This window comes from Pedobacter sp. (assembly GCF_965279535.1).
Lineage (GTDB): Bacteria > Bacteroidota > Bacteroidia > Sphingobacteriales > Sphingobacteriaceae > Pedobacter.
On sequence record NZ_OZ257244.1, the window covers coordinates 4,460,151 to 4,475,518 of the forward strand.

A 15,368-nucleotide genomic window follows, 5' to 3' on the forward strand; every position below is an offset into this window, starting at 1 on the left:
GGTTGCCTGAATAATATTTCAGATTATAGCACTGTTAAGAATACTCATTTAACCTAACCACTTATGAACAAAACCCTCTACCTCAACAGTACAGCGCTTACTTTTGCCCTATTTGTTACTTTCCTTATTCAAGGATCAGCGCAGCAAATTGCAGTTAAAGATTTAACTATTGACCATTTAGTAAATCCTTTTAGTATTGATAATCCGAAACCCCGGTTTAGCTGGAAAATCACTTCCAGCAGAAAGAATACGCTCCAGAACGGGTATGAAATCAGATTGGGTACTTCAGAAAAACTGAATGCTAATGTTTTATGGAGCCTTAAAAAAGACGATGGTCAATCTGTTTTAGTTCCTTACGGTGGTCCCGAATTAGCCAGCAAAACCAAATACTATTGGCAGGTTAGGGTTAAAGACAATCAGGGCCAGGCATCTGATTGGTCGCCAGTTCAATATTTCCGCACAGGATTAAAAGCGAATGACTGGAAAGCAAAATGGATTACAGTAAGCGGTAAAGACACTTCCTTAATCAGCCCGTATTTTAGAAAAGAAATTAATCTAAGCAAAAGTATTAAATCGGCAACAGCCTATATTACCGCGAAAGGCTTGTATGAAGCACATGCAAATGGTGCTCGCGTTAGTAATGATTACTTTACACCTGGCTGGACCAGCTATAAAGATCATATCCAATATCAGGTATATGATTTAAGCAAATCATTGCACAAAGGCAACAACGTAATTGCTGCATTATTGGGCGATGGCTGGTACAAAGGAAGAATTGGGTTCTCCAATCAAAAACACTTCTATGGCGACACCCGGGCGTTGTTGTTTCAGTTAGAAGTGGTTTATATAGATGGTAGTAAAGAAATCTTCAATAGCGATGAAACCTGGAAAACAGCTAATGGGCCAATTTTGTCCTCTAATATTTATGATGGAGAGACTTATGATGCCCGGAAAGAATTGACAGGCTGGGATCAGGTAGGCTTTACTGAATCAGCGGAATGGAGACCAGTATCGATACTAGAAAAGGGACCTGAAAAGTTAGTAGGCATGAGCGGCCCCCCGGTAACTAAGCACGAGGTATTAAAGCCATTGAAAATTTTTAAAACGCCTTTAGGAGAAACCGTAGTTGATTTTGGTCAGAACATGGTGGGTTGGGTAGTTTTGAAAGCAAAGGGGCAGGCTGGGGCCAGGATAATATTGAGTCATGCCGAAGTTTTAGATAAAGCCGGTAATTTTTATACTGCCAACCTTCGCTCAGCAAAACAAAAAAACATTTACATCCTGAAAGGAGCAGCTGAAGAAGTATTCGAGCCTCATTTTACTTTTCAGGGTTTTAGGTATGTTAAAGTAGAAGGCTATCCGGGAGAACTTAAGGCAGAGGATTTAACGGCAGTGGCGGTCTACTCCCACATGGAACCTACTGGAACATTTATCACATCCAATCCTTTATTAAATCAATTGCAACATAATATCCAATGGGGGCAAAAAGGAAATTTTGTTGACGTGCCTACTGATTGTCCACAAAGAGATGAGCGCTTAGGCTGGACAGGTGATGCACAGGCATTTGCAGCAACTGCGGCATATAATATGGATGTAGCTGCTTTCTTTACCAAATGGATGAAAGATGTGAGTGCCGATCAGTTGCCGAATGGGAGCGTTCCTTTCGTTGTTCCGAATGTACTGAATCAAAGAGATGCAGGCTCTGCAGGATGGGCAGATGTTGCTACCATTATTCCATGGAATATGTATATCGCTTATGGTGATAAAGGAATTCTGGAAAATCAATATGGAAGCATGAAGAGATGGGTAGATTATATCTCTTCGGTGGCGCAAAACAATCTTTGGAACACTGGATTCCATTTTGGAGATTGGTTGTTTTATCGTCCAAATGATGATAATGACGGACGTGCAGCTGTGACAGATAAATACATGATTGCCCAAACATTTTATGCCTATTCTACCCAACTTCTGATTAATGCTGCACGTGTTTTAGGTAAAACAGAAGAGGTAAAGCAATATGCAGAATTGCTTGATAAAATAAAAGCAGCTTATTTAGTTGAATATGTTACACCGAATGGAAAACTGGTTTCCAATACACAAACAGCCTATGTTTTAGCACTGCAATTTGATATGTTACCAGAAAAGATGCGGGATCAGGCGGCACAGCGATTGGTGCAGAATGTTAGGGACTATGGAACACATTTAACTACAGGTTTCTTAGGAACGCCTTATCTATGTCATGTACTAAGCAGATTTGGGCATGATGATGTGGCATATGATTTATTGTTACAGGAAGGATATCCATCATGGTTATTCCCTGTAAAGCAAGGCGCAACAACCATTTGGGAACGTTGGGATGGTATTAAACAGGATGGCACTTTTCAAACTACGGATATGAACTCATTTAATCACTACGCGTATGGTGCCATTGGCGATTGGATGTATAAAAACATTGTGGGTATAAATCCCGTTGTAGACCAGCCTGGTTATAAGAACATATTAATCAGCCCTAAACCTGGCGGCAAATTAACCAGTGCTGCTGGAGAGTTAGAAACGGTATATGGTAAAGTTAAATCTTCCTGGACTTTGGCGGATGGGATTTTTAAACTGGATATAACTGTTCCTGCCAATACAAAAGCAACGGTTATTTTGCCAAAAAGCAATAAAAGAGAAGAAATAGGTTCAGGAAACTATCATTTTGAAAGTAAATATTAATCGCTAATATTGCAGCAAAAGAGGCAAATTATTGATGATCTGATCAATAATTTGCCTTAAAATCAACAGGCGGACATGTACAGCAAAGAAGAAGCAGCAAGATTAAGGCAACAATTCTGGATCAGCTTTGGTCAATATATGAAACCTGTTCCCGCTGCGAGTGGAACTACCGTAAACTGGATCAATTATAAAACCGGTGTTAAACACATTTATTTTAAAATGGATGTAGATAATAAAAAGGCTTCAATAATGATTCAATTGGCACACCCGGATAAAGGAATTAGGCATTTGGTGCTGGAACAGTTCCAGGAATTTAAACTTATGCTCCGAAATGCATTAGGAGAAGATTGGGATTGGATTGCTGACACTACCGACGACTATGGCAAAACCGTAAGCCAGATATCTGCCACTCTAAATGGCGTAAACATCTATAATCAGCAACATTGGCCAGATTTAATTTCCTTTTTCAAACCCCGCATTATTGCTTTGGATGATTTTTGGGATAACGTTAAGCCTGTATTTGAAGATTTAAGTTTATAAAATATCCTGACCCTACTGCAACGCAGAAATTTCTGTATAACAACAGGTTAAAGAAATGCATAAAGCCTGTTCTTATAATCAGGGCCTGCTAAAATTATTTTAATATCTCTAATATCTCCCCCTTAAAACGCGTGTCATATGTGTTAAAGCTTTTGTCTTTTCAAACAAAATAAAGCCTTATCGGTTTATTATTGAAACAGTATTAACTTAAAAATAAGAACCTATGAATACTTTAAAGAAGTTTGAATTAATGGAAAAGATTGTGCGTGAATTAGAAGACTTACAGAATTCTCAGCAGGCACTTATTCAAAAAATTGGTAAAATCGAAGTTGATAACATAGAGCTGGGAGACAGTCGGTTAGAGAAAGATTTGCCAGATATCCACCAAAGGTTAGCCGACAACTTAGATACAATTGTTGGAATTTTAGCTGATTTTGCAAATAAAACTCAGAACTTTGGGGACAAAAATAATGTTGATGCCTTGAAAGAACAAGAGGCATTTAATAATGCAAATAATTAAAACCTTTATTTAATCATCCCTAATTATGAAATCTCTTACGCTGACAATTGTCTGCTTAGTCGCCTGCTTTTTTGCCAGTGCGCAAGTACTTCCATCTTTTCAACTGGGTTTAAAAGCTGGAGCCAACTTTTCTAAATTTAATACCGAGAATACTTTTAGTAGTGATAACCGTGCTGGTTTCTACGGTGGCTTATGGGCAAGAATTGGTGCAGCGGGACTTCATTTTCAGCCGGAATTATACGTATCCGGGAAAAAAACAAATCTTGTTAGCGATGCTACAGGTGAGGTAAACAGCGTCCGCTTTACAAGTTTAGATGTGCCATTGTTGGTTGGAACTAAATTTGGTGCTGTAGGTATTGGAGCGAGAATTAACACCGGGCCAATGTTTTCTTTCATTCTTGATGAAAACCAGAGCTTTGGGCAAGCTGCGGGTAACGTATTTAAAGCAGATTTTAAAGATCAGGCGGTGGCCTGGCAATTTGGTGCTGGCTTAGATATTAAAAAGCTTAGCATTGATGCCAGATACGAACTGGGATTATCAAAAATCAACAAATCTGGTTATCCGGGTACAAAGCTTAATTTATTTACGATCGGTTTAGGTTATAGGATTTTATAGCTTTCTGAGAAACTTCAACGGAGTAAAAAGGGCAAATGATGATTCATTTGCCCTTTTTAGTTTATTTATTTCTGAAGTCCAACCTCGGTGAGCTCATATGCAAAAGCCCCATTTTTAGGTATAATCGGTGTTTCGCGTTGCACGCTCAATGCTTTGATAAATGATGCTCCAAAGTAGAATATCAATGATGAGTAAAAAACAAACAGCATAATAACGATAATGGATCCTGCAGAACCATAAATGTTGCTGATATTACTCAAGGGGAGTAAGATTCTTAAAATGTATTTGCCTGCAGTAAACAAACATCCGGTAAGTAATCCACCAGAAATAGCGGCTTTCCAGGTTGGCCGGCCGTTGGTTAGAAACCTAAAAAGCATGGTAAACCAGGTTGTTACAATAATTACAAATATGGTTTGATTAAGAATTGAAGTTAACACCAGGTTAAATGATGGCGAATTGTTCTTTAAATATGATCCAATAAAGGCCTGAACACTGTCTGCCAATAAACCGATAAAAAATAATATCCCCGCAAAAAGAATAATGGTTACAGAAATGGCCCTTGATTTTAAAGTATTCACAATCCCTTTTTTATGCTTGTAGCCAATATTCCATATTTGCTCTAAAGAATTCTTGATTACATTAAAAAGTGTGGTTGCAACAAAGAGGAAAAATACAAAACTAAATAAAGTAACATACCAGGCCTGATCAATGCCTCTAATGTTCCTCAAAGTTAGCCTGATTTGTTTGATACTATCTTCATCTAGAATATTCGATAATCTTTCAAACAGATGTGTAACAAACATCCGTCGGTCTGTAAACATCCCAAACAGGCGGATAAGAATAATTAGAATGGGAGGAAGGGCAAAATTGGTGAAAAAAGCAGTGGCGCCGGCAAGTCTTAAAGGGTCATTTTTTTGAAATAAGATAAAGGCTTTTCTCCCGGTAGAGAAAAAGAATTTTAAATCTGCTTTGAGTTTTAACAGCATCCCTTCTAAATAAACTAAAAAGCCCGAAAATACTAAAAATAGTTTGATCGGACTTTCCAGATATGTTAAATATCGTTAATTTGATTGGCTAAAAACCAACAAGGTTTTATCTCCATTCATCAATTTCAGTTTTCCTCCATTTAACTTAGCTGCATTTACCTGATTTAAAGCAGATAAATAAGCATTTTCAGCTGTAGCAGTTTCCTGGCAAAACATTTTTGTGCCAAATAGATTTTTCAAGCTTACATTATTGCCTGTAATTTCGGCCTTTCCTCCATAATTGTTGCAGAAAGATTTTCCACTTACCCTTAAGCTATCGCCAAAGTTTAAGGTCGCTTTAGCATTAGCAGGAAGAGTAGTGCCCGGCATTTCTGTCAATTCCCATTTCGTGTTTGTTAATTTAGCCGGATCTATTTTCTCCAAACATGAACTGAATAAACAAAGAATAAAGGCAAAGATGATTAAGTTTTTCATGGTGTAGATATTTTGTTGATTAGCTATCAAAAATTAATCCAATAGGCCATTTAAACAATATTTTAACCTTAAATAAATCAGTTCTAGTTCTTTTTCTTTAGAAATTCCGTCTTCAAAACAATTACGGTCCCGTTTACTTTTCCCTCAATCGCTTTGGGATCATCTGTTAAACGGATATTTTTTACTGCGGTACCTTGTTTAATATCAGCAGCCATTCCTTTTACTTTTAAAGTTTTAATTACGGTTACCGAATCTCCCTCGTTTAAAATGTTGCCATTACTGTCTTTAGTTTCCATGTCGTTATTTTTTGCGAAATTAAGATTTTATCAGAGAATTTTGTGTTTTTACCGGAAAGAACAACCCATTTATACTTAGAAAAGCAGGGTGGGCAACTAAGCCCATAGCTTAGTATCCGGTCTATTCCCATTCCTTCGCAAGCTACCCTTTTACCTGCCCGGTTCTCTTTCTATCTCAAACCAATAAGACTGAACGCCTTTGTAATCAAATGTTCCCGATCTTTTAAAACCACTTTTTTCCAGCACATGGATAGAAGTTTGGTTTTCCGCATCTGCCATAGCATATAAAAACGTTTGGTTTAGCTGGTTAAAGCCATAATCTATACTCGCTTTTGCTGTTTCTGAGGCGTAGCCCTTTCCCCAGAATCTCTTGATGAAACGATAACCGACATCATAATAGTTCAGGTGGTTATTAACAGGTTGGGTAATTAACTTCAAACCTCCCCAACCCATAAATTCGTTTGTCGATTTTTGAACTACCGCCCATCGGCCAATGCCATTTGTTTGATACTGATCGCGGATGAATGCTATGTCTGAAAGGCTCTGTGCTATGGAGGTAACCGGATTTCCACCTAGATACCGATGAACCTCCGGATCTGAATCCAGTTCAAACATACCTGCTGCATCAGCTGGCAAAAGTTCTCTTAATATCAGGCGATCAGTTTCGGCGAAAATTTTCATGTGGTTAAAAAAGCCAGTTTTGGCTGGCCTTACAATATTAGTTACTTTCCTCGTAAGTAGGGCCATATAAGCCCGGAACTTTGTTTCCTGTTGACCGCAAATAAATAATCATTTCCCCCCTGTGATGGTAAACATGGTTCATTAAAAAGCCCCTTACTACCTGTATCCGGGGCATTTCAGGGATATAGGTTTTTCCGTTGCCTACCATTGTCCACATCTCGGTTAAGCTTTCATCTGTAGCTGATTCGATACTTTTTTTCGCTTTTTCAAAAGCCCTTTCAAACTTTCCTACAATATTTTCTGCTTTGCTGAGATCAACATTATCATATTCATATTTGCTGATATCAAAAACATTGGCTTGAAAAGTTCCGGTATACCAGTTATAAATTTCAGCAATATGCGAAGCAAGCTCTGCAGTAGTCCATGAAGTAGGAGAGGGCTTGAAATCCAATGCACTGTCTGGAATGGCTTTTAAAAGTTTACGGGTATTTTCTGCCTCATGTAGAAATTCACCCAGAATTGATTGAACTAGCATGATATTTTCATTTAAGCTTATAATCATTTGAAGAATATACTGCTAATAAAATGCAATTTTCAAGCTTATTGTTTTAATAAAAATAAATCTCCACAAGTCAATTGGGTGATGTACAGTTTTGTAAGTTTGCCTATAACCGTTTGATCTCTAATGCCTAATCGCTTTGCTTTTACGCCAGTTGTGTTTCAAGATTATTATCTGGTTTTTGCTTCAAAATTATGGCACTAATGAGCGAAACCACTACTCCAATAGGAATAATTTCCATGTAGGTAAGTAAGATTACCCAAATTGGATTTTTATACATTTCCTGATATTTATGCATTTCTTGTGCCTTTTCTGCTATTTCCTTTGCACTGAGTCCATCTCTTCTGGCCTCTGAAAGTACATGGGCAGTATACTTGTCCATAAAATCGGGCATAAACAGATAATAATCAATCAGCCAAACCCCCACATAAACAGTTGAGGCAACCAGACAGATGAAGAATCCAATCTTGAAGGCTTTACCAAAGGAGATTATCCCATTATTATGTTTATCACGATAGTTTTTAATGCCGATGAATATAAAGGAAAACGCCAGTAACATAGAGGCATAGCCTAAAACCATGTTACCCTGAAAATCCGGATCGCTATAACACCTGGCCATAGAAACCACCATAATCGCAGTTACAATAAAGCCTGCAATTAACCCAAATACAATTATTGTTCTTTTCATGATTTAAATATTTGATTCAAAATTCTGCTAAATAAATCTTTTCATGCTCATACTTTCGGGTGATTTTAAAGAAAGTACACCTTTTGGGACATTATTTTACCGTTTTACGGAATTAGTTGCAAACGTCTGGCCATTTCTACTGCCTGCATACGCCGTTTAACTTCCAGTTTTTCGAAAATATTTGAAGTATGTGTTTTGATGGTGTTTAGCGATACAAACAAACGGTGGGCTATTTCCTGGTTACTTATTCCTTCTGCCAGTAATGAGAGAACTTCCAGCTCCCTAACACTTAAGCCTAATCTTTCCATTTCAGAGGTATTTAAAACAAAATCACCACTTTTTTCCAAAACAACAGGCTTTTCAATAATAATGGTTTGTGTTTTAGGCTTTGTAAGTTTGAGCGCGAGCCAAATGCCTAATGCAGTAAAAATTATTGCGATTGCACCAGCATAGATTTCAAAGGCATGATTGATAATAATGAAACGAAGTTCAAGCCATTTCATCAATAATAAAAGAATGGCCAGGCATAGGCCATAAAGCACTATACTTCTGTTTCTATTTAAAAATTTTGTTTTGTTAGCCATTACTCCTATTGTAACCAAAATTAAAAAAAAGATCAGGCGAACAAAATGATTCATATTCTGAAATTTCGTTTCAGCTTCAGCAATATATTTCTAATTTAGGCCGATAATTTTTAACAGAAACAATTTAATTAAAATAACGCAATACGTCTTATGAAAAATTCTCTCCTTGCATTTTTAGCAGTCCTAACCTTTATTTCCTGTAAACAAGGTCCTTTAGAAAAAACATTAACGCCCAGGGTTCTCGCTGCAGAGGGACAATTTAATGGGATTCCTAAATCTAAAAGTGAAATTCTGACTATTGTTGATCCGGATTCGAATGGAAAGGATGCAGGTAAGCGTGTTGCCATCAAATTCAGAGATACCACAATTACCATTGAAAAAACTAAAGGAAATAAGCTGGATAAATTTGCTGATGCAATGTTCATAAACAGCCAGAAAACGGCGGTACTCGTACAAACTACTGTTGAACCCTTATTTTATATTATCAATATAGATAAAGGTACGGTTGAAGTTGTCGATATAAACAGACCTTCAGGCAAGAGCGGAGACCGTCAGTTTTTACCAGGAATGGAAGCATTGACCCGAACAAGTTTTGTAATCAATAATGATTACATTGTTACAGCGGTAAACGGCAGTGTGCATCCCATTAAGCGGCAAAACCCTGAAGATCGGATTCGTGGTCAGTTTTTCGCTTATTCTAAAGATAAAAAGACCCTGGTTTTTTTAACAGACAGTGCACTCTATCAGGTTTGCTATATAACAGATGAGACCTTTACACAACCTTTAACCCGAAAAGTTGAAAATATGTATAATGAAGTTCAACAAAATTATACCTGGGTTACCAATCAACGTGGTACTTCTTTTTTAAAGAAAAATGCTGATGATAACAGGATTGTGGATATTTCCGAATTTAAGCATTAATCGGGATTGTGTGGCTTAAATTAATGACACAAAGGACCTCAGGGGAATAGGGAACAGTAAGCAGGAAAAAGATTGCTGGAAAACGGAAACCCCTGAGGTGATTAAATCATTTTCTTTTGTGATTCAATATCCATAGTTCGGAAGGTAAGGTTAACACGTGGTCTGGTTACTTTTTTTGTCGGAGGTAATCGATGAAGCCAATTGCTTTGTGTTTCATCTTTCATTACCAATAAACTGCCGTGTTCTAAAAATGTAGTGACGGTTTCTTTGGTTTGTTTGTGCTTAAAAAGAAATCTCCTTTCGGCACCAAAACTTAATGAAGCAATAGCGCCGTTTTTTTGCAAAGCTTTTTCATCGTCGCTGTGGTAAGCCATTCCTTCATCACCGTTGTGATATAAATTCAATAAACACGAGTTAAATTGAACCCCGGTTTTATCTTCTGCTATTTTTTTTAATGCTAAAAGTTCTTCAGTCCAGGGGAGTGCAAGTTTAGATGCATTTGAATAGGTATAAGAATAAGTATCATCACCATACCAGGCTACTTTTCGTTTAGTGATGATATGTTTACCCATGATATAAGCTTCGTCATTTTTCCACTCAATGGTCTCCATCAGTATTTGATAATATTGATCGGCTAAAGCTTGAGGAAAGAGTTTCCCAAAATAATTAACCGTTCCGCCATAAGGCAAGAGGTTATGCTTTGTATCTATTTCGATGTTGAATAAATCCATTTTTTATATTTTTCATGTAAACAATGACCGCAGGGGCGAAAGCCGTTTTTTAATGCCTCGGCTTCATTTTTAAAGAAAACCCGGTTTTGTTTTTTCATCCTTTTACCAGATTTGCAATCTAATTTGCCATAAATTTTTAATCTGGAGTTTCCGGCACAGCAAATTTCGTGGTTTTTTATGCTTTTTCTTAGTTCCAGATCTGATAATAAAAGATGATTAATCATCTCCGACATACATTTTGGATGCTTCCCACGCTATAATTGCTGTTTTCCGGTCTAAGCCCCAATGATAGCCACCCAAAGCTCCACTCGCCTGAATTACCCGATGGCAGGGAATGAGAAAAGCTACAGGATTGCTTCCAATTGCGGTTCCAACTGCCCTTGATGCTTTCTGATTTTGCAATTGCTGTGCAATTTGTCCATAAGAAGAGAGTTGTCCCATTGGAATTTTTAAGAGTGTTTCCCACACTTTGAGCTGAAAATCAGTGCCTCTTAAATGAAGTTTAATCTGATTAAGTTTACTCCAGTCATGATTAAATATAAAGAGTGCCTCCTGATGGGCCAAATCGGTTATGTGTTTATAACAGGCATTCGGGAAATGACTTTGCAGTGTTTTCAAAGCAGTACTTTCTTCTTTGTAAAATGCCAGGTGGCAAATGCCTACAGCGGTTGAAGCCACGATGATATGGCCAAAGGGACTTTCTGCAAAGTTATAATTGATATTGAGGTTCTCTCCACCATTTTTATATTCCCCGGGAGTCATTCCTTCAATATTTACAAAAAGATCGTGTAACCTGCTTGTGCCGGATAAACCAGTTTCCATTGCGGTTTCAAATAATGTTGCCTGATCTTGTTTCAGCAGTTTCTTAGCATAGTTTATACTCACAAACTGAAGAAACCGCTTCGGACTTGTTCCGGCCCAATCACTAAATAATCTTTGAAAGTGGAATGGGCTCAAATTAACATAGGTAGCAATCTCCTCTAAGCTTGGCTGCTGCTTAAAATTTTCTTTAATAAATTTTATAGCCGCTGCAATTCTATCGAAGTTAATTTTATCCTGAGTTTTCATAATCTGCTTATTATAGCACAAATTTAAAGTAGAATGGAGGCTTAGAAAACCCGAAACTTGCGCTGTTTATCAACAATGAATACCTTAAGCAAAATGAATTCTGATTAAATGAAAAATCTGAAAAAGACAGATCCGGTCAATATAAGGCCAGTGATAAAGATAACCAGGTATAAAAACCTATCAATTTCTTTTATAGATCTACCATCTTTCATCATCAGATTGCCGAATTTTTTAATGCTCAGCATCAAAATACTCGTTACTAAAGCAAAGGCAAGTGCCATTAGCGCTCCGTTGCCAAAGGGCAGAGCCAGGTCATTTTTCTGATCTCGTATAAAATCAGATAAGAATAATAAATTCCAAATGATAATTAAACCAATGGCAACCGGAATTTTGATAGGAAAACCACCAGATTGCTGTCTGGAAAGGATTTCAGTAAGCTGGGCAGAGGAGTTGTGAGATTTGTTTAAAAAGCCTGTTGCTCTTATTCTGGAGATCAAGCTTTCGGGATTTTCAAATGTCATGAAGATTATATTAGCACTATAATCTTTAACCGTGTGATTTATTTTGATGGCGTTTCCAATTAATGCCATAGCAGGATTAATTTCAATAGAAATAACATCTATCGGAGAAAAAACCAAATTTCCGATAATGAAAGCATTAAGTTCTAAACGGTTTGAGCTGACTTTAAGGTTGGCAAATGGCCATGAAGCTCTTGCAAGGCCAATTCTTGCTCCTCCATTTACACGAAGCTCATTGATATACATTTGAACATTAATTTTTATCCGGAAATTAGCTTTAATTATACCGATAAGCAAAAAATAGCTAAGATAACCACATTTTTTCCTCCCTTTTTACCAGTAAAAATTCATCTTCATTTAGCAAGAGATAGCCATATTCATAGCAAAATGTATAGGAATTTCCGTTTTGAGTATTAAAGGTAAAGGTATGATAATCAAAATTGAAACCTGCGGCGGCTAGTTTTTTTCTGCTGATCTTTACTTTTCCCTGAGGATTGAGATTAGCCAGAATTGACCGGTTTTTTTTGAGGATGACGTTAATTTTTTTTAATACAACATTGTCTTCACTCTTAACCTTATTATTGTGGTTATTTCGACAGGCGTCATTACAAAATTTTTTATCGGATCTACCCTTCACAAGGTGACCGCAATCTAAACATATACGTTCCATAATTAATATTTTAAATACTTCATTATGGGATGATGTGCGTTAAAAATAATAAATAAATTATCTATTTCTAAAAAAAAATATCTCCTTTTTCTTTTAAAAATTTATCCGTGTATAAACGTTTATAAACGGTTATCTACCGTTTAAAATAAAAGAAGTACTGCAATTTTGTTTTGTCGGTAGCATGTTGCTACTGTTCGTTAACCATCAGAAACAATAAATTTTTAGATTATGGAAAATGCAATTAACAAAGTAGTACTAAGCGGATTTGCAGGTGCGGATGCAGAATTAAAAATCTTAGCAGGGAATCAGAAACTGGCTAAAGTTAATTTAGCAGTAAATGAGTATCACAGAACAGTAACGGGTGAAGAAGCAAAGAAAACCCAGTGGTTTAGCCTTGTTTTTTGGAATGCAAAAGCTGATGCAGCAGTTGAGCAAATCAAAAAAGGAACCAAATTCAGCGTTGAGGGAAGATTACAAACGGGGAGCTATGAAGCTAAAGACGGTACTAAGCGCTTTACAACCGATATTGTTGTAGGTGAAATTGTAGTTCATGAAGCCGAAGTGAAAAATTAGACACTTCAAATTAAGCCGTTCTAAAGCAATAAGACTATCTTTGTGTTATTCAATTAGAACGGCTTTTTATTCTGGTTTTTATAATTTTGCTGTGAGTCCGGTGTAGAAATTTCTACTAGCCGCAGGGTTAAAATAACGGCCGTTTGCCGCATTCAAATCATTTCCCAAGCTGTAATTTTGATTGAGTAAATTATTAAGCCCCAGAAAAACATCCAGCTTGAGGCGTTTGATTTTAATATTCCTGACCCCCGTTTTTAGTTCTATTAAATGGTATTTACCCGCAAAAACGGTATTTGTATCATTTAATGGGATAGCGTCTGTATAATTGTGCTGGGCGAAAAGGTAAAGCCCTTTTTTAAATTGAAAATCCAGGCTGTTTAGCCATATATTGCCTGGTACCCCCGTGAGCTTATTCCCTGAAAAATCGAGGCTTCCTATAGTGTAATTATCAAATCTAAAATGACTATAAGTGTAATTGCTTTTCCATTGTAATCCTTTTAACCACGAAGAATTATTCTGAAAGATCCAAAGGGCCGTTTCAAGTTCCAAACCCGTTTGTTTTGTACCCCCTGCATTAATAAAATACTCGGTATCATTTGAATTCAACCTCCTGACAATGGCATTGGTTAAGTGGTATTTAAAAAGACTTCCATTGAGGTAAAAGCCGTTATTCGGACTTTTATATCGGAATCCAAATTCATAGTTCCATCCATATTCTGCCTGAAGGTTATTATTGATATTATTATCTGATGATCTCACTTCTGCGATAGTTGGTGCAGCATATCCCTTACTCACTGAAGCTCTTAGAGAAAATACAGAAGAGAGCAAGTAGGAGGCAGCCATTTTAGGCATAAACTGAGCTTTGAAATTTCTTTTTTGGCTAGCGATTACATTTGGAAAAAAGCTTTCATATTGATAATGATAGAAATTGACACTGGAAGCCAACTCCAAAAGCAATTTTTGACTCATGCTGAAATTAAACCTGAGAAAGGCAAAATTCTGGTATGCACCTAAATCATCAGCAGCTTGCATCGCCCCTGGTTCTCCCGCGTCGTTGTTGAAATTCTTGATCTGACTTCGTGTTTTTGCACTTTCCACTCCCAGCTGCACATCCAGTTTGTCATCGTTGAGTGTAAGGTTATAATCTAAAAAAGTTCTTAAACCAAAAGTGCTTTCATATCGCTTTTCATAATTGGTGATAAATGGGTTTTTAAAATCTGTGTAGGTAGCAAAAAGTGATACCACATGTTTGAAATGATTATTAAATTGATAAGTATTTGATATTCCTGAGAAAACGGTCTGATTATAAATTGCTGCTTTTTGAGTAATTGCGCTGGGTAACGTGTTGGTTTGAGGTCTGGCCAGCCGTGGGTTTTGTTCCAGTTGGGAAGCGGTTAAGCCTCCTGGTGTTTGGTAATTGAGATCGCTATAAAAAACAAAGGCTTTTAATCTTCCTTTAGCAGAATAATCCCATTGATGAAAAGTTTGAAAGTAATTTCTTTTCATTGCACTATTCTGTCGGTAACCATCACTGGTCATTGTACCTTCGTTAAAACTGAAACTATAATTCTTAAATCGCTGTACAATTTCTGCCGACTGATGAAATAATCCATATGATCCGGCCGTAATAGAAGCGCTGATCGAATTATGATCTAAATTTCTGGGGTTCAGGAGGACCGTTCCTCCCGTACTTGCGCCGAAAATGCTGGCTTCCGGACCTTTGTAGATTTCTATTGCAGCTATCGCAGAAATATCCAGGGCATTCAGGTAAGTGTTACCTCCTGCATCGGTTAAGGGAAAATCATCAATATAAATTTTTATATTTCTGATGCCAAAAGGAGAGCGTAATAAACTTCCCCGGAGCGATAAACGATAACTTCCTGGTGAGCGCTCCTCCATTCTTACACCTGGTACAGTATTAAATGTACTTACCAATGAACTGTTTTGCTGATTTTGTAGAGATGTACTATCGATTAGACTAACTGCTGAAACGGATCTTAAAAGTATTTGTGGATTATAATATCCCCTAATTGTAACTTCCTTTAATTTCTGAGTGGAATCTGGCTCAATGATCTGACTTTTAGCAGTAACTGAAAGTAATAAAAGTGCAGCGGCAATTAATTGTGGTTTCAATTTGATGTCTGGTTTTTTGCTTCTAAAATACTAAAGAATAAATGAGTAAGTATAATGGAAAATCTAATCGGGGTAATTAGATTTTCCATGTACCT

General features: G+C 37.0%; 19 protein-coding genes. 6 read left to right on the forward strand and 13 right to left on the reverse strand.

The window, feature by feature from the left end:
- The first annotated feature begins 63 nt into the window (after nucleotides 1–63).
- From ACQY77_RS18375 to ACQY77_RS18390, 4 genes are all read left to right on the forward strand, one after another.
- Nucleotides 64–2,715: a family 78 glycoside hydrolase catalytic domain gene (locus ACQY77_RS18375; protein WP_421940847.1), complete on the forward strand. Its 2,652-nt coding sequence runs from the start codon at nucleotides 64–66 to the stop codon at nucleotides 2,713–2,715.
- Nucleotides 2,716–2,790: 75 nt separating this feature from the next.
- Entirely contained in the window at nucleotides 2,791–3,255 is a 465-nt protein-coding gene (locus ACQY77_RS18380) for a DUF4268 domain-containing protein (RefSeq protein ID WP_421940846.1), read from the forward strand.
- Nucleotides 3,256–3,478: 223 nt separating this feature from the next.
- The gene (locus tag ACQY77_RS18385; RefSeq protein ID WP_421940845.1) at nucleotides 3,479–3,775 is read left to right on the forward strand and encodes a hypothetical protein; all 297 of its coding nucleotides are present in this window, start codon (nucleotides 3,479–3,481) and stop codon (nucleotides 3,773–3,775) included.
- Between the two features lie 25 nt (nucleotides 3,776–3,800).
- Nucleotides 3,801–4,391, forward strand: a complete 591-nt coding sequence (locus tag ACQY77_RS18390) for a porin family protein (protein WP_421940844.1) — start codon at nucleotides 3,801–3,803, stop codon at nucleotides 4,389–4,391.
- 65 nt (nucleotides 4,392–4,456) lie between these two features.
- On the opposite strand, the gene ACQY77_RS18395 is transcribed toward ACQY77_RS18390, so the two are convergent.
- From ACQY77_RS18395 to ACQY77_RS18425, 7 genes are all read right to left on the reverse strand, one after another.
- Entirely contained in the window at nucleotides 4,457–5,377 is a 921-nt protein-coding gene (locus tag ACQY77_RS18395; RefSeq protein ID WP_421940843.1) for a YihY/virulence factor BrkB family protein, read from the reverse strand.
- 75 nt (nucleotides 5,378–5,452) lie between these two features.
- Complete coding sequence (locus ACQY77_RS18400; protein WP_421940842.1) at nucleotides 5,453–5,851, reverse strand: META domain-containing protein; 399 nt, start codon at nucleotides 5,849–5,851, stop codon at nucleotides 5,453–5,455.
- Nucleotides 5,852–5,934: 83 nt separating this feature from the next.
- On the reverse strand, nucleotides 5,935–6,147 hold the full coding sequence (locus tag ACQY77_RS18405; protein ID WP_090888443.1) for an alkylphosphonate utilization protein: 213 nt from the start codon (nucleotides 6,145–6,147) through the stop codon (nucleotides 5,935–5,937).
- 150 nt (nucleotides 6,148–6,297) lie between these two features.
- Nucleotides 6,298–6,828: a GNAT family N-acetyltransferase gene (locus ACQY77_RS18410; RefSeq protein WP_421940841.1), complete on the reverse strand. Its 531-nt coding sequence runs from the start codon at nucleotides 6,826–6,828 to the stop codon at nucleotides 6,298–6,300.
- A 37-nt stretch (nucleotides 6,829–6,865) separates the two neighbouring features.
- The gene (locus tag ACQY77_RS18415; RefSeq protein WP_421940840.1) at nucleotides 6,866–7,363 is read right to left on the reverse strand and encodes a DinB family protein; all 498 of its coding nucleotides are present in this window, start codon (nucleotides 7,361–7,363) and stop codon (nucleotides 6,866–6,868) included.
- 169 nt (nucleotides 7,364–7,532) lie between these two features.
- Complete coding sequence (locus ACQY77_RS18420; RefSeq protein WP_421940839.1) at nucleotides 7,533–8,075, reverse strand: DUF4199 domain-containing protein; 543 nt, start codon at nucleotides 8,073–8,075, stop codon at nucleotides 7,533–7,535.
- Between the two features lie 104 nt (nucleotides 8,076–8,179).
- Nucleotides 8,180–8,659, reverse strand: coding sequence for a response regulator transcription factor (locus tag ACQY77_RS18425; RefSeq protein WP_421940838.1), 480 nt, complete (start codon nucleotides 8,657–8,659; stop codon nucleotides 8,180–8,182).
- Between the two features lie 150 nt (nucleotides 8,660–8,809).
- Between ACQY77_RS18425 and ACQY77_RS18430 the strand changes: the two genes are divergently transcribed.
- The gene (locus ACQY77_RS18430) at nucleotides 8,810–9,580 is read left to right on the forward strand and encodes a hypothetical protein (protein ID WP_421940837.1); all 771 of its coding nucleotides are present in this window, start codon (nucleotides 8,810–8,812) and stop codon (nucleotides 9,578–9,580) included.
- A gap of 101 nt (nucleotides 9,581–9,681) precedes the next feature.
- On the opposite strand, the gene ACQY77_RS18435 is transcribed toward ACQY77_RS18430, so the two are convergent.
- From ACQY77_RS18435 to ACQY77_RS18455, 5 genes are all read right to left on the reverse strand, one after another.
- Complete coding sequence (locus ACQY77_RS18435; RefSeq protein WP_421940836.1) at nucleotides 9,682–10,311, reverse strand: alpha-ketoglutarate-dependent dioxygenase AlkB family protein; 630 nt, start codon at nucleotides 10,309–10,311, stop codon at nucleotides 9,682–9,684.
- On the reverse strand, nucleotides 10,287–10,544 hold the full coding sequence (locus tag ACQY77_RS18440; protein WP_428430029.1) for an Ada metal-binding domain-containing protein: 258 nt from the start codon (nucleotides 10,542–10,544) through the stop codon (nucleotides 10,287–10,289). The genes ACQY77_RS18435 and ACQY77_RS18440 overlap by 25 nt, the downstream gene beginning before the upstream one ends.
- Complete coding sequence (locus tag ACQY77_RS18445) at nucleotides 10,528–11,379, reverse strand: methylated-DNA--[protein]-cysteine S-methyltransferase (RefSeq protein ID WP_421940834.1); 852 nt, start codon at nucleotides 11,377–11,379, stop codon at nucleotides 10,528–10,530. Before ACQY77_RS18445 ends, ACQY77_RS18440 begins: the two co-directional genes overlap by 17 nt.
- A gap of 104 nt (nucleotides 11,380–11,483) precedes the next feature.
- Nucleotides 11,484–12,143 (reverse strand): hypothetical protein, encoded by a 660-nt coding sequence (locus ACQY77_RS18450; RefSeq protein ID WP_421940833.1) that lies wholly within the window; start codon nucleotides 12,141–12,143, stop codon nucleotides 11,484–11,486.
- 58 nt (nucleotides 12,144–12,201) lie between these two features.
- Complete coding sequence (locus ACQY77_RS18455; RefSeq protein ID WP_421940832.1) at nucleotides 12,202–12,567, reverse strand: hypothetical protein; 366 nt, start codon at nucleotides 12,565–12,567, stop codon at nucleotides 12,202–12,204.
- Between the two features lie 228 nt (nucleotides 12,568–12,795).
- Here ACQY77_RS18455 and ACQY77_RS18460 point away from each other — a divergent pair, with 228 nt between their 5' ends.
- Entirely contained in the window at nucleotides 12,796–13,140 is a 345-nt protein-coding gene (locus ACQY77_RS18460; RefSeq protein ID WP_421940831.1) for a single-stranded DNA-binding protein, read from the forward strand.
- A 78-nt stretch (nucleotides 13,141–13,218) separates the two neighbouring features.
- On the opposite strand, the gene ACQY77_RS18465 is transcribed toward ACQY77_RS18460, so the two are convergent.
- Nucleotides 13,219–15,273, reverse strand: coding sequence for a TonB-dependent receptor (locus tag ACQY77_RS18465; protein WP_421940830.1), 2,055 nt, complete (start codon nucleotides 15,271–15,273; stop codon nucleotides 13,219–13,221).
- Nucleotides 15,274–15,368: the final 95 nt, after the last annotated feature.

Excerpts from the sequence above, each read along its gene's own strand:
- ACQY77_RS18375 (WP_421940847.1), top strand. The coding sequence starts at position 64 with ATGAACAAAACCCTCTACCTCAACAGTACAGCGCTTACTTTTGCCCTA.
- ACQY77_RS18380 (WP_421940846.1), top strand. The coding sequence starts at position 2,791 with ATGTACAGCAAAGAAGAAGCAGCAAGATTAAGGCAACAATTCTGGATC.
- ACQY77_RS18385 (WP_421940845.1), top strand. The coding sequence starts at position 3,479 with ATGAATACTTTAAAGAAGTTTGAATTAATGGAAAAGATTGTGCGTGAA.
- ACQY77_RS18390 (WP_421940844.1), top strand. The coding sequence starts at position 3,801 with ATGAAATCTCTTACGCTGACAATTGTCTGCTTAGTCGCCTGCTTTTTT.
- ACQY77_RS18395 (WP_421940843.1), bottom strand. The coding sequence starts at position 5,377 with ATGCTGTTAAAACTCAAAGCAGATTTAAAATTCTTTTTCTCTACCGGG.
- ACQY77_RS18400 (WP_421940842.1), bottom strand. The coding sequence starts at position 5,851 with ATGAAAAACTTAATCATCTTTGCCTTTATTCTTTGTTTATTCAGTTCA.
- ACQY77_RS18405 (WP_090888443.1), bottom strand. The coding sequence starts at position 6,147 with ATGGAAACTAAAGACAGTAATGGCAACATTTTAAACGAGGGAGATTCG.
- ACQY77_RS18410 (WP_421940841.1), bottom strand. The coding sequence starts at position 6,828 with ATGAAAATTTTCGCCGAAACTGATCGCCTGATATTAAGAGAACTTTTG.
- ACQY77_RS18415 (WP_421940840.1), bottom strand. The coding sequence starts at position 7,363 with ATGCTAGTTCAATCAATTCTGGGTGAATTTCTACATGAGGCAGAAAAT.
- ACQY77_RS18420 (WP_421940839.1), bottom strand. The coding sequence starts at position 8,075 with ATGAAAAGAACAATAATTGTATTTGGGTTAATTGCAGGCTTTATTGTA.
- ACQY77_RS18425 (WP_421940838.1), bottom strand. The coding sequence starts at position 8,659 with ATGGCTAACAAAACAAAATTTTTAAATAGAAACAGAAGTATAGTGCTT.
- ACQY77_RS18430 (WP_421940837.1), top strand. The coding sequence starts at position 8,810 with ATGAAAAATTCTCTCCTTGCATTTTTAGCAGTCCTAACCTTTATTTCC.
- ACQY77_RS18435 (WP_421940836.1), bottom strand. The coding sequence starts at position 10,311 with ATGGATTTATTCAACATCGAAATAGATACAAAGCATAACCTCTTGCCT.
- ACQY77_RS18440 (WP_428430029.1), bottom strand. The coding sequence starts at position 10,544 with ATGTCGGAGATGATTAATCATCTTTTATTATCAGATCTGGAACTAAGA.
- ACQY77_RS18445 (WP_421940834.1), bottom strand. The coding sequence starts at position 11,379 with ATGAAAACTCAGGATAAAATTAACTTCGATAGAATTGCAGCGGCTATA.
- ACQY77_RS18450 (WP_421940833.1), bottom strand. The coding sequence starts at position 12,143 with ATGTATATCAATGAGCTTCGTGTAAATGGAGGAGCAAGAATTGGCCTT.
- ACQY77_RS18455 (WP_421940832.1), bottom strand. The coding sequence starts at position 12,567 with ATGGAACGTATATGTTTAGATTGCGGTCACCTTGTGAAGGGTAGATCC.
- ACQY77_RS18460 (WP_421940831.1), top strand. The coding sequence starts at position 12,796 with ATGGAAAATGCAATTAACAAAGTAGTACTAAGCGGATTTGCAGGTGCG.